Raw genomic sequence first — 17,391 nt, forward strand, 5'->3', positions numbered from 1 at the left:
ATCCAGGGGTTACCAAGAGCGGACTGACAATACGGTATAAGAATCTTAATGGTTTGCCGATCAAGTCATCTCTTTGCAATACCGGCATTTGGCTGACATTCGCAAACATGTACCGTAATCTCTACGGTCCAAACGTCCATCTTTGCAAACTTTGCCTCTGTCACCAAACTGAGCCTGTAAATCCCGGAAGGCAGTAGCTTTGCTGGAGTTGACGCGTCCATATTTGCAATTCGACTAGTCTTGGCTTTGGCGTTGCGTGTTCGTTGCAATGTACGATTACGATCAACATACTTTGGATGAGATTCACGGTATTGACGCCAATAATCGGGATTGCGCTCTATCCACGATTGTTGAGCCCGTTGTTGGTTCTCTTGATAATCAGGGTCTGTCTTCAGTTTGTTGCGGTGCCATTGTCGTTTACGATGCTGTTGGCATGAAGGCGCTGAGCAATAGGTTTGCAGTGGCACTTGCGGACGTGGTTGAAAAGACTGGCCGCAAGCGAGACATTGTTTAATCGCCATCAAAGGCTCCCTACACAAAAACGCGTATTGAGCCCAATCAAACAGATGATAGACAGAAAGATTACGATGTCTTAATTGAATGCAATGCTGACAACTTATCAGTTACTTTGTTGTGTTAAGAATGCTAAAGACTTTGCTGGTTTTGACTGTCGTATTCTGGCCCGATTGTTGATTGGAGTGAATTCTGATCATGTTTTTTCCCGTTCGGTAAATTTTCTTAAAATAGGCTAACCATGATGGGCGATATTCCCGATCGGGAATTTTTATGACGCTACTAGTGATTCTGTCTCTCACTGTCGCCGAGATGGATAGCTTTAATAGCTAGTGATATAACTTGCAGTTACGGCAAGAAGGAACAAGCAAAGAACTATCCGACAGCAAATGACTACCAAACAGAAAAAATCCAAAGCAACCTGGAGCGACGTTAAATCCAAATTGGCTGACGTCGATCGTGTTGGCCTGATCGGTCTGATACAAGATCTATACGCAGCCAATAAAGATAATCAAACGTTTCTGCATGCACGATTCGGGTTGGGCGAGGATATTCTTAAACCCTATAAGACCACCATTTCCCGTTGGATTTGTCCGGATGTGATGCGAAATCAGCCCATCTCTGTGGCCAAGGCGAAGAAAGCTATCACCGATTACAAAAAGGCGGTCGGTCAACCTGAAGGACTGGCTGAACTATCAATTTTCTATTGCGAAGAAGTATTTGTTTTCCTGGGTTACTGCGGCATGGAAGATGAAGGGTATTTCGATGCCTTAGTGCGAATGTTCGAACAAGCGTTGAAATATGTCATGGCATTGCCGGAAGCCAAACGCCCACCGTTTATAGACAGACTCGAGCAAGTTGCGCTGCAAGGCCCGAACGTCGGCTGGGGTGTTGGCGACGACATGGAAATATTGTTAGCCGAATATGGCATCGATGACTAGCAATGAGCTTTTAGCCGATCTCCAAGCTGAAAACGCAAGGCTGATTGCTTTACTCGAAGCTCATAACATCGAGTGGAAAATACCGCCTGAGCCGCCACCAAAACCTGTTCTAATTGAGCCAGAATTATTAGCACTTTCTACGATCGAAAAAGTTGCGTTATTTCGTCGATTGTTTCGCGGCAGGTCCGACGTGTATCCCGTTCGCTGGGAAAGCAAATCCACCGGCAAATCTGGCTACTCGCCAGCTTGCGCGAATGAATGGCGGCCCGGTGTCTGTCACAAGCCTCGTATCAAATGCTCAGATTGTGGCGTTCGGCAACTGAGTGCCTTGTCCGATGCTGTCATTTATAGCCATCTTTCCGGCGAGCACACCATTGGTGTTTATCCGTTGCTGGCTGACGACAGTTGTTATTTTCTGGCAGTCGATTTCGACGAGGCCGATTGGAAGGAAGATGCACGGGCATTTGTCCAGTCATGCTCTGAACTAGGGGTACCGGCAGCACTGGAAATATCGCGTTCCGGCAATGGTGCTCATGCTTGGATTTTCTTCGCGAGCAAGGTTTCCGCGCGTGATGCCAGACGACTCGGCACTGCCATCATCAGCCATACCTGCTCTCGGACTCGGCAACTGAAGCTGACTTCGTACGATCGCCTGTTTCCTAATCAGGACACCATGCCCAAAGGTGGTTTTGGCAATTTGATCGCATTGCCCTTGCAGAAAAAGCCACGGGAGAATGGGTTTAGCGTGTTTGTCGATAAACACTTACAGCCCTATCCCGACCAGTGGGGCTTTTTAGCCAGTATCCTGCCGATGGCTGCCGTAGATATTGAGCCAACTATTTTGCGGGCCACGGGCAATGCGCATCCTTTGGATGTCACTTTTATCGATGAGGAAGATCACAAAGAACCTTGGAAGCGGTCTGATAGCAAAAATGCCAAACTTGCCGGGCCGTTTCCTGATTCACTGTCTATTACTCTGGCTAACCTGATCTATTTTGAGAAATCCGAGCTGCCACAACCTTTGGCAAATCGACTGTTACGTCTCGCGGCCTTTCAGAATCCTGAGTTTTATAAAGCACAAGCTATGCGCTTCCCGGTTTGGGATAAGCCGCGTGTCATTGGGTGTGCCGAAAACTATCCGAACCATATTGCATTACCGCGCGGCTGCCTGGATGCCGCCTTAAATTTATTGAAGGAAAATGGTATTCGCTATGATTTAAAGGATGAGCGCTTTGATGGACAAGCAATCGACATTGCATTCGCCGGTACTCTGCGATCGGATCAAGAACTGGCAGTCAGTGAAATGTTGCAACACCACGCCGGTGTGCTCTGTGCACCTACCGCATTTGGTAAGACGGTGACTGCGGCCGCGATTATCGCTCGGCGAGGCATCAATACCCTGATTCTGGTCCATCGAACCGAACTGCTCAAACAATGGCAGGAAAGATTGCAATCCTTCCTGGGCGTAGGCAAAGGTGTGGTTGGAACCATTGGCGGCGGTAAAGCCAAACCCACCGGCAAGATTGATATTGCGGTGATGCAATCCTTGTCACGTCAAGGTGAAGTGAATCCATTGGTAGAAAATTATGGCCATGTGATCGTCGACGAGTGTCACCACATCGGCGCCGTTTCATTTGATGCCATATTGAAACGGGTTAAAGCCAAATATGTGCTGGGGTTGACTGCCACTCCAGTGCGCCGAGATGGGCAACAACCGATAATTTTCATGCAGTGTGGACCAATTCGGTACACAGCCGCCAAGCCAGATAACGCACCAAGCGATCTGGAAGTTATTCCACAGATGATGTACAAGACAATCGATCTGCCTCAGGAATCTGCTATTCAAGATGTATTTCGTCACATTGCCAGTGATGTGGACCGAACGGCGGCGATTGCCCGCGAGGTCATTGCGGCTTTTGATCATGGGCGAAAAGTGCTGGTCCTGACTGAGCGCACCGAACATCTGGATGCTATTTTGTCAGCGCTGGACAACAATTTACCGCCGCCTTTTGTTCTTCATGGTCGAATGTCGAAAAAGCAACGCTCAATTTTGATAACAGAGCTCGAAGGGCTGCCGCCGGATGCTCCGAGGGTTTTATTAGCCACGGGTAAATTGGTGGGTGAAGGTTTTGATCACCCACCACTGGATACCTTGGTTCTGGCCATGCCGATCTCATGGAAAGGAACTCTGCAACAATACGCCGGACGCTTACACCGTGAACACGCCACCAAAACCGATGTTCGAATTATCGATTTTGTCGACACCGGTCATCCGGCTTTACTGCGGATGTGGGACAAACGCCAACGCGGATATCGGGCAATGGGCTACCGAATGACTGCCCCAAGCTGATCAACGAGCATTCGAATTCGATTGGTCATTTGAGAATTGAACCCGTAGCATTTTCGTCAGTGGAAAAAATTTACTATTTTGATAGAGACGGTAAAACCGAGGCAAAGTGCAAAACCTGAAATCGTGTATGCGATCGTGTACTTCTGGTTTTCATCATATAAATTTATATTTATTTCATTGACTTATAGTCATTTCTAGTCCGGTCTGAGCACCATTTATGCATCCAAACAGATGCAACCCAATCCAAAAACCCGCAAGTTTACTGGCTTCGCGGGTTTTTTATTGTCCAATGAAGTGCGTCAAAATCCAGTAACACTCGACAATTTATGCAGTAAGTTTTACAGTAACTTCCAATTTACGAAAAAAGTTACTGCAGTTACTGTAAATCGAGGTGTTCTGCATGGCAAAACATATACTTACCGACGCCACACTTCGCAATGCCAAGCCTGCCGCCAAGGACCGACGCCTGAATGACGGTAGCGGTCTTTATTTGTTGATCAAGCCCAACGGTGCCATGTGGTGGCGGTTTGATTACAGCATTGACGGCAAGCGCAAAACGCTATCACTGGGCGTTTACCCAACAACCGGTCTGGCCGATGCCAGACGCAAGGCCGAAGATGCTAGAGTTTCAGTTGCCAATGGCCAAGATCCCAGCGATAAGCGCAAGGAAGTCAAAGTCGCCCGTCAACTGGCCGCGGAAAACGAAAAGCGACTCGAGTCGGGTTTACCCATTATCGATAGTTTCGAATATGTGGCTCGCGAGTGGCACGAAAAGTTCAAAGCCAAATGGACGGAAGATCATGCCAGACGTTTGCTCACCCGGCTCGAATACGACGTATTCCCTTTTATTGGCAAACGTCCTATCGATCAGATTGATGCCCTGGAGTTGCTGGAAGTCATGCAACGCATGGAAGCCCGAGGCGTGATTGATACCACACACCGAGCCTTACAGAATTGTGGCCAGATTTTTCGTTATGGCGTGCTCACGCGGCGATGCGCTCGCGATCCTAGCAGTGATTTACGAGGTGCGTTAAGCCCCATCAGAAAAAGACACCATGCCAGCATCACCGATCCCAAACAAATTGCTGGATTGCTGAGAGCTATTGACGATTACCAAGGCTCCTTCATTTCAAAGTGCGCCCTGCAATTTTCCGCACTCACCTTTTGCCGTCCGGGCGAGATTCGGCATGCTGAATGGTCAGAAATCGATTTGACGGCAAAGCAATGGCGCATTCCGCCGGAGAAAATGAAAATGCGGCTCCAACATATCGTGCCACTGGCTACCCAGGCGGTTCATGTGTTGATGGAATTGCAACCGCTGACCGGTAGCGGCAAATATTTATTCCCATCCGAGCGCAGCTCGGCAAGACCCATGTCCGAAAACACAGTCAATGCCGCACTCAGGCGCATGGGCTACACCAAAGAAGAAATGACCGCCCATGGTTTTCGTTCCATGGCATCGACACGCTTGAATGAAATGCACTTCAATCGCGACCATATCGAGCGCCAATTGGCTCACTCAGAGGCCAACGATGTCAGAGCCGCCTACAATTACGCGGAATATCTCCCGGAACGAACAAAAATAATGATGCAGGCCTGGGCTGACCACTTGGACGAATTGAAATCTGGCGCCCATGTCATACCCTTTAGAAAGCAGAACTAGCCGTTTACCGTGCGAGTTTGGGCAGGAAATCCGCGCAGTGACGGGGCAAATCATCCACCGACCGGAACTGATGACGAGTACATAGCTCACCACCAAGATGCGAGCAGTCTCGGCAAAAGTGTCGATTATCCAAGGTATCGATGGGTTTGGCGGGCAGGATCCGATCAGCCCATTGCAATAACCACTGCCGTTTGTCTGGGTCTTTGCTACAGACTGTCAGTACCTCATCGATGACGATTGGATCGATTTCCTCAATCTCGGCCAGATAAGCCAGAAGCTTTTGCCGCTCACAGGCCGAAAGCGACTCTGTATGATCTGAATGACTTTTTTGTTGGGGAACCGAGGGAACGCGGAGAACATGCTGAAATGTCTGGGGTTGTGGCGGTTCTCCGCGCTTTAGTTTGGCTTGAATTCGGGGAACTCCGGAAGATGGAACAGGGATGGCCAAGTGTTGAAACAGCGTTTCAAGCATGGTCACCATCCTCGTTGGGCTGTAACCAATACAGATTTAATTTGCCAACACCGCTGATGGCGGTTTTTTTCGACCGCTTGCCTTGGTCATGTTCGACGATCCACTGTGCCGTTTCCAGCGCTTCCAGCACCCGATTGAAATCGAAATTGCCACCCGCATCCCTGAGTGCCGCACTGGTAAAGAGGTAAATCCGCTCACCGGCCCTATCCACATACCAGCCTGCTCGATCGGCACGCGGCTTTTCCTGCGGATTCATTTTGTCGGTGAATTTGCTGTCGCCATGTTTCAACAGGAAGTCAGTGACGTTCTGCAGGATTTGCCGATGTTCGGTCAGACCACTGCCTCGTGCGAGCATCCATTGCTGATACATCGCTTGGCAAGCGGACAAAGCTGAACCTAACGGCCAAGGCAAAATTCCGGCTTCGATCGCCAACTCGCCGGCCATGGCGTACAAGGCAAATTTCGAAGCGGCGCGCGCCGTTTGATTATCCGGGCAGAGGAATTGGGTTTCCAGTTGCAACAATACGCTGACAAAATCCGCGTCGCCCTGCTGAAGCAGGTATTCCACAAATCGCACGCCCGCATGTCCAAAGTGCCTGGCGCACTGTGTTCTGAAATGATCGGACAATGTTCGCCCGTCGCCGAATTGATGCAGTTCATCGAATACGCCAAAACGACGGGCTACCGGGATATTCAATAAGCGCATCAAATGCCCGGCCTTGGCCTGTTTACCGTTTTCCTGCATGGCCGCGGAAATGGAACGCTCACCGGTCGACAAAATCGATAGCCGCCAACGTTGAACCTGACGAGCCGCACCGATTTTGTTGGCACGCGTCTTACCGGTACCATTGCCAAGGCAATAGACAATGGCACCGATTTCTTGTGGGTCGGCTTCGTTAATTTCATCCAGACACAAACAGGTATCGGACAGCATCACCGCCACGCTTTCCATTCCATTGGAAGTTGCCCGCCAACTGCGCTTGAAATCCTCTCCGCCCCATACCGAAGCAGCCAGCACCAAGGCGGTAGTCTTACCGGTACTGGTATCGCCTATCCAGTGAATGCCACCCGATTCCTGATGCACCTTGGTCAGCAACGGGCCAGCCAATGCCACGCAAATAGACACCATCAATACCGAATTACCGATACACATGGCGGCTAATTGCTGCCATTGCAGAAACTCTCCGCCACATCGCAAGGACGCTGCTTGATGAATGGCATCACTCTGTAAATACACATCCTGATCGCCCAGAATGCGTTCGGGTAGTACAAACGTTTTGCCATTCGTGGTCCAACCCGTTCGCAAGGCCGCGATGATCACCTTGTCAGGCACCTGCCATTGCAGATAATCCGCGAGTTTGGCGCGATGACGCTGTTCAGTTTCCACGCCGGCCGCCAACAACTCGCCGCGCAGTTCCTCACCGGAACCGCGCAACAATTCCATCGGCATTGCCCACTGCCGCCAGCGCCCCAAGGTATCGAGAAACCGCAGCAACCTGCCAAAATACCGGCCGTCTTCGGTATGGGTGACCGCAGCGACATACAGAGGCGAACAAATGCGAATCGCCGTCGGCGTCACCGGTTTGCCGGCTGCGGTGGCGGATTGATAGCAAAACCAGACACCTGGCTTGCGTTTGCCATTGAGGTCAAACCAGTCATCCCGCACCAGGAAACAAGGTAAGTCCAATGCATCGAAAGTGATTCTCTCGATCGCTGAAGTGTATTTGTCTTGGTCGCCATGATGGGCCGAGCTGATGTCCTCCTCAGGCCCATCGAGATCCAGTGTTTCAGGTAGAAATCGCATCATTTCGCCCACTGGACTGGCGGTAAATCACAATTTGCTCACGCACCTGAACCCAGCGCTGGCCAACCGGCAAACAGGGATCATATTCGAAGGCCGGTTCGCTAAAATCTACCCACCTCGGCCATACCGCGACCAGTTCGGCGCCTTTCTGCAGCAATACTCTGGCAAGCGCCATCACCTCATCGTGACCAGCAGCCTGATCCAGTTGCCAGTCGACGATAAGAATCAGGCCCAGCACCGGCCAACGATAATGGCCCGGTGCTGAGTTAGACGGAAATACCAGTGACCATACGGTGGGATTACATTGCCACTGCCGCGCGCGTTGCCAGGCATCACCACCCAAGCAAATCATAATCGGCCAGGGTGGCGAGGCGGACTGCAGTCGCGCGATCAGCGCCTTGGCAAACGGCGGCAACGGCAGTCGTTGATCAGGCATTCGCGTTGCCGGCACATTGAGCGCCTAAACGTGCAATGAGCTCGGCAATATCCTCCACCCGCCAGGCCGTCATATTGGGACCCATTTTGATCGGCTTGGGAAAGATGCCTTTTTTGACGCCATCCCACCAGGATGATTTGCTCATAGGCAGCAATCCAGAAATGGGCGGCTCGGCTTTTGGATCACCAATAATCGGGGAGTCGCTATTTTTGCGAAAGCTTGTTTTGGGCATCCCAGCCCAATCAAGCGGCAAAAATTACGCGACCGCTTATGCCTCCGGCGGCCCCGATTCGTCCGCGTCACCTCGTTTCGACCCAACAAGGGGTCGAAACATTGGCTCTCGCATGACTTGACGCCGTTTCGCGATGCCTTGCAGGTTTTCTCCGCTTCACTACGAAAACCCGCCCGGCGCTACGGCTATCGCGGACTAAAAATCTTCACTTCGCTATCGCTCCGTTTCCAAGATTTTCAGCGTTTGTTTCAAACGTAGAAAACCAGTTTCCGGTAATTTACTCATGTCTATTAACCTCAGAATCATTTGAAAAAAATGGGGCGATAGTCATTAATACAAGAGACCTATCCACCCATGCTCAGACCGCAGCCGGCCCAGTCTGCAATCCATTGGATTGCGTAATGTCGCGTCGGACAGAATATCCAAATCGAGTGGCGACTCGCTTGCAGCTAATGACGAATTTGCCATCAGCTGCAAGATCGATTAATAAAAAAATTTTCGATGGATACCGGCCAATGCCCGTGAAACAGGGTTTCACGAGATGGCAGAAGCCCAAAAACGTCCTAGAGGATATTGTGAAGCGTAATTTTGGAAGGTCGTCTTCGAAATCGCGATAATTAGTGCGATTTCGATAATTGGCGAAAAATCATTTGCCAACCCGACAGTGATTAAGCATATAAAAAATTTACTCGGCTTTGATTAGCTGACCCAGAGTTGTGGAAGTAATTTGGCGATGGGACACGTTTTTTACAGGATAGTAAATTCGATGATCTAACGGTTAGGGTAAAAATATTTGTAACCCACAAGTTTTGTTATTTTTTAATTGGGCTATTCGTTTCTTTGGGTTTATTCTACATGCCAATTTGCTGACTAGACTGCTCGATCAAATGAATACAAACATTCTGTTGTCTTGGCTGGGCATTACCGATCTCAATGCAGCCGGCTTGTTGTTAGACTCGTCTCAAACCCCAATAGGTGATGGACCTATATCGGGTGCCCTAAAAAATCTATCATTCGACGAACTCCACTTGCTACACGACCAAGATCCTCAGCAAGTCCATGCTTATGTTGACTGGTTAAGTCAGCACAGCGGCATCAAGGTTTTTACCATCCCGTGTGCTCTGCGCTCTCCAATCGATTTCGGCGACATCCATCAAGCGGTTGATGGCTATCTGCAAAAGCTGACTACTGAAAACCCTAGTCTGGAGATCAGCATTCACTTGTCGCCCGGTACGCCGTCGATGACAGCGGTATCTATTCTGCTGGGTAAAACCAAGTACAACACGCGCTTCGTTCAATCGACTAAGGAGAAAGGCGGCGAGTTCGTTACCATTCCATTCGACATATCCGCCGAGTTCGTCCCTCAAATCGTTAAACGTGCCGATAAGAAGCTCAGTCAGCTAGCATTGGATCAAGCGCCAACATCGGCAGCGTTTTCCGACATCATTACCCAAAATCCGGACTTTCAGCGCGTCATTCGTAAAGCCGAAAAAATCGCGCTACGCGATGTACCTGCGCTGATCATGGGCGAGTCCGGTACTGGCAAGGAACTCTTCGCCAAAGCCATTCATAACGCCTCTCAACGGCAAGGCAAGCCATTTATCACCGTCAACTGTGGTGCTATTCCCAAAGATTTGATTGATTCAGAGTTGTTTGGCCACATCAAAGGCGCGTTTACCGGCGCGGTGACCAACAAAATCGGCTATTTCGAAGCTGCCGATAGTGGCACCTTATTTTTGGATGAGTTTGGCGAGTTGCCGGAAGACGCTCAAGTGAGATTGCTGCGCGTCCTACAATCCGGTGAAATCAGCAAAGTTGGCGACAGCAATTCAAAAATAGTCGACGTGCGAGTCATCGCCGCCACCAATCGCGATCTCGCGCGACACATTGCCGAGGGGCGTTTTCGCGAAGACCTATTTTATCGGGTCGCCATTGGCGTATTGACATTGCCCCCATTGCGAGAACGCAGTGGTGATCTCGCGTTGTTGATGGATCATTTAATGACTGCGATCAATCGTGAAGCATCCAATCAACCGGGTTATGTAGATAAGAAAATTTCTGTAAAAGCAAAAAATATTATTCTGAATCACACTTGGCCGGGTAATATACGAGAATTACACGGCACGTTACTCCGAGCTTCAATATGGGCGGAATCAGATACCATTACCGAGTTCGATATTCAGGAAGCCATGATTAGCCGACCAGCCAGCGGCAATAAAAGCGATCTGCCCGAAATCGGCTCAGGCCTTGATATTCAAGGCTTGCTGGACGACATCAAACGCAAATACATTACCAAGGCATTGGCTCAAGTAGCCGGTAATAAAAAGAAAGCCACGGCACTGCTAGGATTGCCGAACTACCAAACGCTCAGCAATTGGATGGACAAGCTGGGCATAGAAGAATAATTGGCACGCTCTTCGCTTTAGAAGGGCTATGGACAGAATCGACATCATGCAATCACAAAACTTCGAATTCCTGAGAGGCACCTGGCCGGAATTGGCCAGCTTGGCGGGTTTTGCCGAGCATTATGCCTATCTGGACCCGCAAAGCGCCCTGACCAAGTTGCGCAATTTTGCCGAACGCTCCGTGACCATCGTTTATTCCCAGCTTGGACTGCCGCGCCCGCCGCAAGCTGCGTTCATGGAACAATTGACCAATGCCAGTTTCGAAGCGGTCACCCCTAAAGTCATCATCGACAAACTCCACGCTCTGCGTATCCACGGCAATAAAGCTGCGCATGGTGACAAAGTCACTGAGCAATCAGCGTTATGGTTACTTAAAGAATCATTCGATATTGGCCGCTGGTTATGGGCAACCTATGCCAATGGCGATATTCAAAGTCTTGCCGTTTACCAGCAGCCCCTCCCCGCGCAATCGGATAAAGCCGAATACAAAAAAGAGCGCAAAACCCTGCTGGAGCAATACGCCAAGCAAGAAGCCCGCATGCAAGCCATGTTGGCAGAGCTGGAAGCCGAGCGGGAAAAGAATGCGCAACTGCAAAAAACCGCTGCCGAGTTGGAACAGCTTCAACAGCAAGCCACCGTCAAAGGTCAGCAAGCTGCGCATGACCTTCATTTCGACGAAGCAACTACGCGCAAATACTTAATCGATCTGCAACTCGCCCAAGTCGGCTGGTCGGTCGATCAAACCGATCAAGTTACGCTGGAAGAAAAAGTCCTACACCAACCGACCACGACCGGCGAAGGCTATGCCGATTATGTGCTGTGGGATAACAACGGCAAACCGCTCGCCGTCGTTGAAGCCAAGAAAACAGCCGTTGATGCTGAAACAGGCCGCCATCAAGCCAAACACTATGCCGACGGCCTGGAAAAGATGCACGGCCAGCGCCCCATCATCTTTTATACCAATGGCCACGACATCTGGATTTGGGACGATCATCCAGACCAAAACTACCCACCGCGTCGCTTATACGGCTTCTATTCCAAATCCAGCTTGCAGTACCAGGTTCGCCAGCGCAGCGAACGCAAGCCGTTTAATACCGTTTCACCTAAACCTGAAATTCTCGGCGAGCGTCTTTATCAGCACGAAGCACTGAAACGCATTACCGAACGCTTTGAGACCAAACAGCGCAAAGCCTTGGCTGTTCAAGCTACCGGCACCGGCAAAACTCGGCTGTCCATCGCCTTGACCGATGTTTGCATGAAAGCCGGTTGGGTTAAGCGGGTTTTATTCGTGTGCGATCGCCGCGAACTGCGGAAGCAAGCCAAAAATGCCTATAGCGAGTTTCTGACTGCGCCGATCACTGTCCTAACCAGCAAAAGTGTGCAAGACACCCACAACCGCATTTTCGTCGCCACCTATCCAGCGATGATAAAAGTGTTCGACCGCTTCGATCCCGGCTTTTTCGATTTGATCATCGCCGACGAATCTCACCGCAGCATCTACAACATATACGGTGACATGTTTCGCTATTTCGATGCGTTGCAAGTGGGCTTGACTGCTACGCCGGTAGAAATGATCAGCCGCTCAACTTGTCAGCTGTTCGGTTGTGATTTCAAACAGCCAACCAGCAGCTACACGCTAGAAACCGCGATCGAAGAAAAATATTTAGTGCCGTATCAAGTGGTCAAACACACCACCAAGTTTTTACGCGATGGCATTAAAGGCAAAGCCTTGAGCGCGGACGAGATTGCCCAACTGGAAGAACAAGGCATAGACCCCAACAGCCTGGACTTCGATGCGGCAGAAATCGACAAAGCCATCTATAACAAGGACACCAACCGCAAAATCCTGCAAAACCTGATGGAAAATGGCCTAAGACTAGCCGATGGCCAAACCTTGGGTAAAACCATAGTCTTCGCCCGCAACCATCAACATGCCAAATTACTGGAGAAACTGTTTGACGAGCTGTATCCGCAATACGGAGGCAAGTTTTGCCAAGTGATCGATAACTACGATCCGCGTGCGGAAGAGTTAATCGACGATTTTAAAGGTACTGGAACCAATGACCAGCTCACCATCGCCATTTCAGTGGACATGCTCGATACCGGCATCGACGTGCCGGAAATCGTCAATCTGGTATTCGCCCGTCCCGTCAAATCCCCAGTCAAATTCTGGCAAATGGTTGGTCGTGGTACTCGCTTATGCCTTAACTTGTTCGGTTCCGGCAAGCATAAAACCCATTTCCTGATCTTCGATCACTGGGGTGTGGTCGAATACCACGGCATGAAGCAACGCGACGTGGTCATCACCCAGTCCAAGTCGTTGATGCAACGACTGTTTGAAGTTCGTTTGAGCTTGGCGCAAACCGCCTTGCAGCATGCTGAAACCGGTTTTTTCGACGAGGTGACCGATTGGCTGCATAAAGCCATCAACAGCCTGGACAACAAAACCATCGCCGTGCGCGACAAATGGAAAATCAAGCAGCAACTCAGTCAAATCGATGTGCTGCAACAATTCAGCCCCAACACCGTCATCCTGCTGGAAACCGAAATCGCCCCGCTAATGCAATGGCTGGACGTGCGCGGCCACAGCGATGCCTATCAATGGGACTTATTGCTTAGCCAGATTCAGCAGCAAAAAATCTTGCAATCTAATGCCTTCGCAGACTTGATCAGCGACGCCATCGAACAGCTCTGGCAATTGCAGATGAATCTAAACCAGGTTAAAGCCAAAGCCGAATGGATCAAACAATGCCGCGAACAACACTGGTGGCAGTCGGCCACGCTAGCCGACTTGGAACACGCTCGCGTCGAACTGCGCGGCATCATGCAGCACCGCAACAAACCCACCGGGCCAACCGTTGAGCCGCCCACCATCGATATTACTGATGGCGACGAGATCAGGGAAAAACAAAGCACCTATTTAAACGCCGTCGATATGGCTGCTTATCGCGTTAAAATCGAACAAGCCTTAAAAGAGTTGTTCGAGCAAGACCCGGTACTCAGCAAAATTCGCAGCGGCGAAGCCGTCACCGAAACCGAACTCAACCAACTCAACGCTTTGATTCACACCAGCCATCCCGATGTCGATTTGCATGTCTTGAAAAGCTTTTACGACACGGCAGCACCAATGGAGCAAATCCTGCGTTCCATCGTCGGTATGGACTCAGATAAGGTCAATCAACGATTTGCAGCCTTCATTCAACACTACCCCAGTCTCAACGCCCGGCAAGTGCAATTTTTAGGTTTGCTTAAACGCCAAATTGCCCAAAGTGGTGCCATAGAAATTAACAGCCTTTACGAAATGCCGTTTGCCGCCATTGGCGAGTTGGACCGCTTATTCACAAACGAAACCCAAATCGACGAATTGCTGTCAATTGTGCGAAGCTTTGGCAAACAACCGATACCACCGACACACAGGAAATAACCATGCAAATCATGATTAATGTCCCCGACAATTTACCGATGACCCGTGCCACCCAGCGCATCAAAGAGTTGGAACAAAGCTTGCGCGAAGAAGCCAGTTTTTTATCCGGTGTATTAGCCAAAAAATCCAAGCAAGACCGGCAAGCCGCCTTGCTGAAAATTGCCCATGACTGCGCCGCACTACCCACCTTAGACGAACGTAGCCCAGATGAAATTTTGGGATACAGCGACAGTCCCGAAGGCTTGTGGGGACAAGAATAATGGTGGTGGATTCATCGATATTGATCGCCATATTGCTCAATGAGACCGACGCAGATCAATACGCGCAAATATTGTTAGAGACAGATTCGCTTTATATCAGTGCTGTCAGCGTGGTTGAAGCCTCCATGGTCATCGAATATAAAAAAGGCAATGTCGGCGCAGACAAATTTGACGAGCTGCTCAAGCTAATCGCTCCAGTCATCATTGCCTTCGATCAGGAACAGGCTCAATTGGCCCGAAATGCTTGGCGACAGTTCGGCAAGGGCCGCCATCCCGCCAAATTAAATTTTGGCGATTGCTGTAGTTACGCTGCCGCTCGATACACCGATCAACCCTTGCTGTTCAAGGGCAACGACTTTAACCAGACCGATATTCCATCGGTGCTTTAATACACCGCTATTTCAGTTATCCCTATCAGACCATTTAAAACCTCATGATCACCGGCGAACTCAAAAACAAAATCGACAAACTCTGGCTGGAATTTTGGCAAGGCGGTATCGCCAACCCCTTGACCGTTATCGAGCAAATCACCTTCCTGATGTTTGCCCGCCTGCTGGATATTAACGAAAGCCGTGACGAAAAACGCGCCGCCCGCACTGGACACAGTTTTACCCGGCGTTTTAAGGATAACGATCAACATCTGCGCTGGAGCCAGTTCAGTCATATCGAAGATGCCGAGCGCCTGATGACTTTGGTGCGCGATGAAGTGTTCAAGCATTTTCGCGAACATACCAGCGACAGCCGCTTTGGCGATTACATGAAAGATGCCCGCATGGTCATCGACAAACCCAGCCTGTTGGTCAAAGCCATCGAAATGATCGACGCCTTGCCGCTGGATGCCGGCGATACCAAGGGTGACTTATACGAATACCTGCTTAGCAAACTCACCACCGCTGGCATCAATGGCCAGTTCCGCACCCCGCGTCATGTCATCAAACTCATGGTATGGATGCTCGATCCGCAACCGGGTGAAGTGGTAGCCGATCCCGCCTGCGGCACCGCCGGATTTTTGGTGGCGGTGATGGAATATCTGCTGGAAATCTACAGCAGCCAACAGGGCGTGATGCAGGAAGAACTCATCGATGATCAGGGTAAAACCGTCAGCCAAACCATTTACACCGGCGATTTATTAACCCAGGAGCAATGGCAAACCATCAAAACCCGCATGTTTCATGGTTTTGATTTCGACAGCACCATGTTGCGTATCGCCGCCATGAACCTGTACATGCACGGCGTTGACAATCCGGATATCCATTACCAGGACACCTTGGCGCAGAGTTTTGCCCAGCACTTTCCTGAGCTTGAGCACAATGCCTTTGATGTGATCTTTGCCAATCCGCCCTTCAAAGGCAGTTTGGACGAAGACACCATCAACCCGCTCATTTTGCGGCTGGTCAAAACCAAAAAAACCGAATTGCTGTTTATTGCCCTGATTTTGCATATGCTGAAACCCGGTGGCCGCAGTGCCACCGTCGTCCCGCAAGGCGTGTTGTTCGGTTCGTCCAATGCTCACCAAGCCGTGCGGCAATTACTGATCGAACACAACCAGCTGGAAGCCGTCATCAACCTGCCCAGCGGCGTGTTCAAGCCTTATGCTGGTGTTGCCACCGCCATTTTGATCTTCGCCAAAGGCGGCGCCACCGATCACGTCTGGTTTTACGACGTGCGAGACGACGGCTACTCGCTGGACGACAAACGCGACCCGCTGTATCAGGACGAGCAAGGCAATCCGCTGAGTTTTGCTGGCGACTTGCCCAAGGTGTTGGCTGCCTATCAAAACCGCGATAAGTCCAGCGCCGACACCGAAGCCAATGACAAAACCCAAGCTTGCTTCTGGGTCAGTAAAGCCGAGATTGCCGCCAATAAGTATGACTTGTCGGTCAATCGCTACAAGGAAACCGTACATCAGGAAGAAGAATACGAAGACCCGAAAACGATATTGCAGCAGTGGATGGGATTGGTGGATGAGATTCAGGATGAGTTGAAGGAATTGGAGGGAATGCTGTGAGTTGGCCTCTAGTCGCACTCAACGACGTTGCAGAAATAAACCCATCTTTGCCAAAGGGAATAGATGAAAGTCAGCAGGTTTCTTTTTTAGGAATGGCGTCTGTTTCCGAGCAAGGAACCATTCTGTCGCAAGAATCCAGAATATTGGCAGAAACGCGCAAAGGATTTACATATTTTGAGCGCGGCGATGTTTTATTAGCAAAGATTACCCCGTGTTTTGAAAATGGTAAGGCTGTTTTAGTCAATGACTTGCAGCACCCGATTGGATATGGGTCAACCGAATTCCACGTTCTCAGAGCCAAAGATGATTGTCTTGATCCTAAGTATTTATTTTTCATGGTCTGGAATGATCGTTTTCGATTTTTGGGCGAAAAAGCAATGAAAGGAGCAGCCGGTCAAAAAAGGATTAGTACTGATTTTCTGAAGACTTTTAAGATTCCTCTCCCATCTCAACCCGAACAAAAACGCATCGCCGCGATACTCGACAAAGCCGACAGCCTGCGCCGTAAAAACCAGCAAGCCATCCAACTCGCCGACCAATTTCTCCGCGCGGTGTTTTTAGAAATGTTCGGCAATCCGGTGACTAATCCGAAGGGGTGGGATGAATCGCTATTGTCCCAACTTTGTAACGGAAAGATGAACATCGGGGAGTCGCTATTTTTGCGAAAGCTTGTTTTGGGCATCCCAGCCCAATCAAGCGGCAAAAATTACGCGACCGCTTATGCCTCCGGCGGCCCCGATTTGTCCGCGTCACCTCGTTCCGACCCAACAAGGGGTCGGAACATCGGCTCTCGCATGACTTAACGCCATTTCGCGATGCCTTGCAGGTTTTCTCCGCTTCGCTGCGAAAACCTGCCCGGCGCTACGGCTATCGGGGACTAAAA

At 50.2% G+C, this 17,391-nt stretch carries 14 protein-coding genes; 10 read left to right on the plus strand and 4 right to left on the minus strand.

The annotated features are described in order from the left end of the window. The first annotated feature begins 268 nt into the window (after positions 1-268). From QZJ86_RS10815 to QZJ86_RS10830, 4 genes are all read left to right on the plus strand, one after another. Positions 269-514, plus strand: coding sequence for a hypothetical protein (locus tag QZJ86_RS10815; RefSeq protein ID WP_301670415.1), 246 nt, complete (start codon positions 269-271; stop codon positions 512-514). Positions 515-902: 388 nt separating this feature from the next. Continuing rightward, the gene (locus QZJ86_RS10820; RefSeq protein WP_301670416.1) at positions 903-1,454 is read left to right on the plus strand and encodes a hypothetical protein; all 552 of its coding nucleotides are present in this window, start codon (positions 903-905) and stop codon (positions 1,452-1,454) included. Next, positions 1,447-3,804 carry a TOTE conflict system archaeo-eukaryotic primase domain-containing protein gene (locus QZJ86_RS10825; RefSeq protein ID WP_301670417.1) on the plus strand — a complete coding sequence of 786 codons (2,358 nt, stop codon included), beginning with the start codon at positions 1,447-1,449 and terminating at the stop codon, positions 3,802-3,804. Before QZJ86_RS10820 ends, QZJ86_RS10825 begins: the two co-directional genes overlap by 8 nt. Before the next feature lie 400 nt (positions 3,805-4,204). After that, positions 4,205-5,467, plus strand: coding sequence for a tyrosine-type recombinase/integrase (locus QZJ86_RS10830; protein WP_301670418.1), 1,263 nt, complete (start codon positions 4,205-4,207; stop codon positions 5,465-5,467). 4 nt (positions 5,468-5,471) lie between these two features. Here QZJ86_RS10830 and QZJ86_RS10835 read toward each other — a convergent pair whose 3' ends face one another. The 4 genes from QZJ86_RS10835 to QZJ86_RS10850 are packed head-to-tail and all read right to left on the minus strand — an operon-like array spanning position 5,472 to position 8,411. Next, positions 5,472-5,939: a hypothetical protein gene (locus QZJ86_RS10835; protein ID WP_301670419.1), complete on the minus strand. Its 468-nt coding sequence runs from the start codon at positions 5,937-5,939 to the stop codon at positions 5,472-5,474. Next, positions 5,932-7,746: a DUF927 domain-containing protein gene (locus QZJ86_RS10840; protein ID WP_301670420.1), complete on the minus strand. Its 1,815-nt coding sequence runs from the start codon at positions 7,744-7,746 to the stop codon at positions 5,932-5,934. The genes QZJ86_RS10835 and QZJ86_RS10840 overlap by 8 nt, the downstream gene beginning before the upstream one ends. Continuing rightward, a complete protein-coding gene (locus tag QZJ86_RS10845) occupies positions 7,727-8,179 on the minus strand; it encodes a hypothetical protein (RefSeq protein ID WP_301670421.1) in 453 nt (150 codons plus the stop codon). Before QZJ86_RS10845 ends, QZJ86_RS10840 begins: the two co-directional genes overlap by 20 nt. Beyond that, a complete protein-coding gene (locus QZJ86_RS10850; RefSeq protein WP_301670422.1) occupies positions 8,172-8,411 on the minus strand; it encodes a helix-turn-helix transcriptional regulator in 240 nt (79 codons plus the stop codon). Before QZJ86_RS10850 ends, QZJ86_RS10845 begins: the two co-directional genes overlap by 8 nt. A gap of 887 nt (positions 8,412-9,298) precedes the next feature. On the opposite strand from QZJ86_RS10850, the gene QZJ86_RS10855 reads away from it, so the two are divergent. The 6 genes from QZJ86_RS10855 to QZJ86_RS10880 are packed head-to-tail and all read left to right on the plus strand — an operon-like array spanning position 9,299 to position 17,311. Further along, on the plus strand, positions 9,299-10,816 hold the full coding sequence (locus QZJ86_RS10855) for a sigma-54 interaction domain-containing protein (RefSeq protein WP_301670423.1): 1,518 nt from the start codon (positions 9,299-9,301) through the stop codon (positions 10,814-10,816). Between the two features lie 28 nt (positions 10,817-10,844). Beyond that, positions 10,845-14,240 (plus strand): DEAD/DEAH box helicase family protein, encoded by a 3,396-nt coding sequence (locus tag QZJ86_RS10860; protein WP_301670424.1) that lies wholly within the window; start codon positions 10,845-10,847, stop codon positions 14,238-14,240. A 2-nt stretch (positions 14,241-14,242) separates the two neighbouring features. After that, complete coding sequence (locus QZJ86_RS10865; RefSeq protein WP_301670425.1) at positions 14,243-14,500, plus strand: hypothetical protein; 258 nt, start codon at positions 14,243-14,245, stop codon at positions 14,498-14,500. Then, positions 14,500-14,889, plus strand: coding sequence for a type II toxin-antitoxin system VapC family toxin (locus QZJ86_RS10870; protein ID WP_301670426.1), 390 nt, complete (start codon positions 14,500-14,502; stop codon positions 14,887-14,889). Before QZJ86_RS10865 ends, QZJ86_RS10870 begins: the two co-directional genes overlap by 1 nt. 44 nt (positions 14,890-14,933) lie before the next feature. Further along, on the plus strand, positions 14,934-16,508 hold the full coding sequence (locus tag QZJ86_RS10875; RefSeq protein WP_301670428.1) for a type I restriction-modification system subunit M: 1,575 nt from the start codon (positions 14,934-14,936) through the stop codon (positions 16,506-16,508). Then, positions 16,505-17,311 (plus strand): restriction endonuclease subunit S, encoded by an 807-nt coding sequence (locus tag QZJ86_RS10880; RefSeq protein WP_301670429.1) that lies wholly within the window; start codon positions 16,505-16,507, stop codon positions 17,309-17,311. Before QZJ86_RS10875 ends, QZJ86_RS10880 begins: the two co-directional genes overlap by 4 nt. Positions 17,312-17,391: the final 80 nt, after the last annotated feature.

This window comes from Methylomonas montana, assembly GCF_030490285.1.
Taxonomy (GTDB): Bacteria; Pseudomonadota; Gammaproteobacteria; order Methylococcales; family Methylomonadaceae; genus Methylomonas; species Methylomonas montana.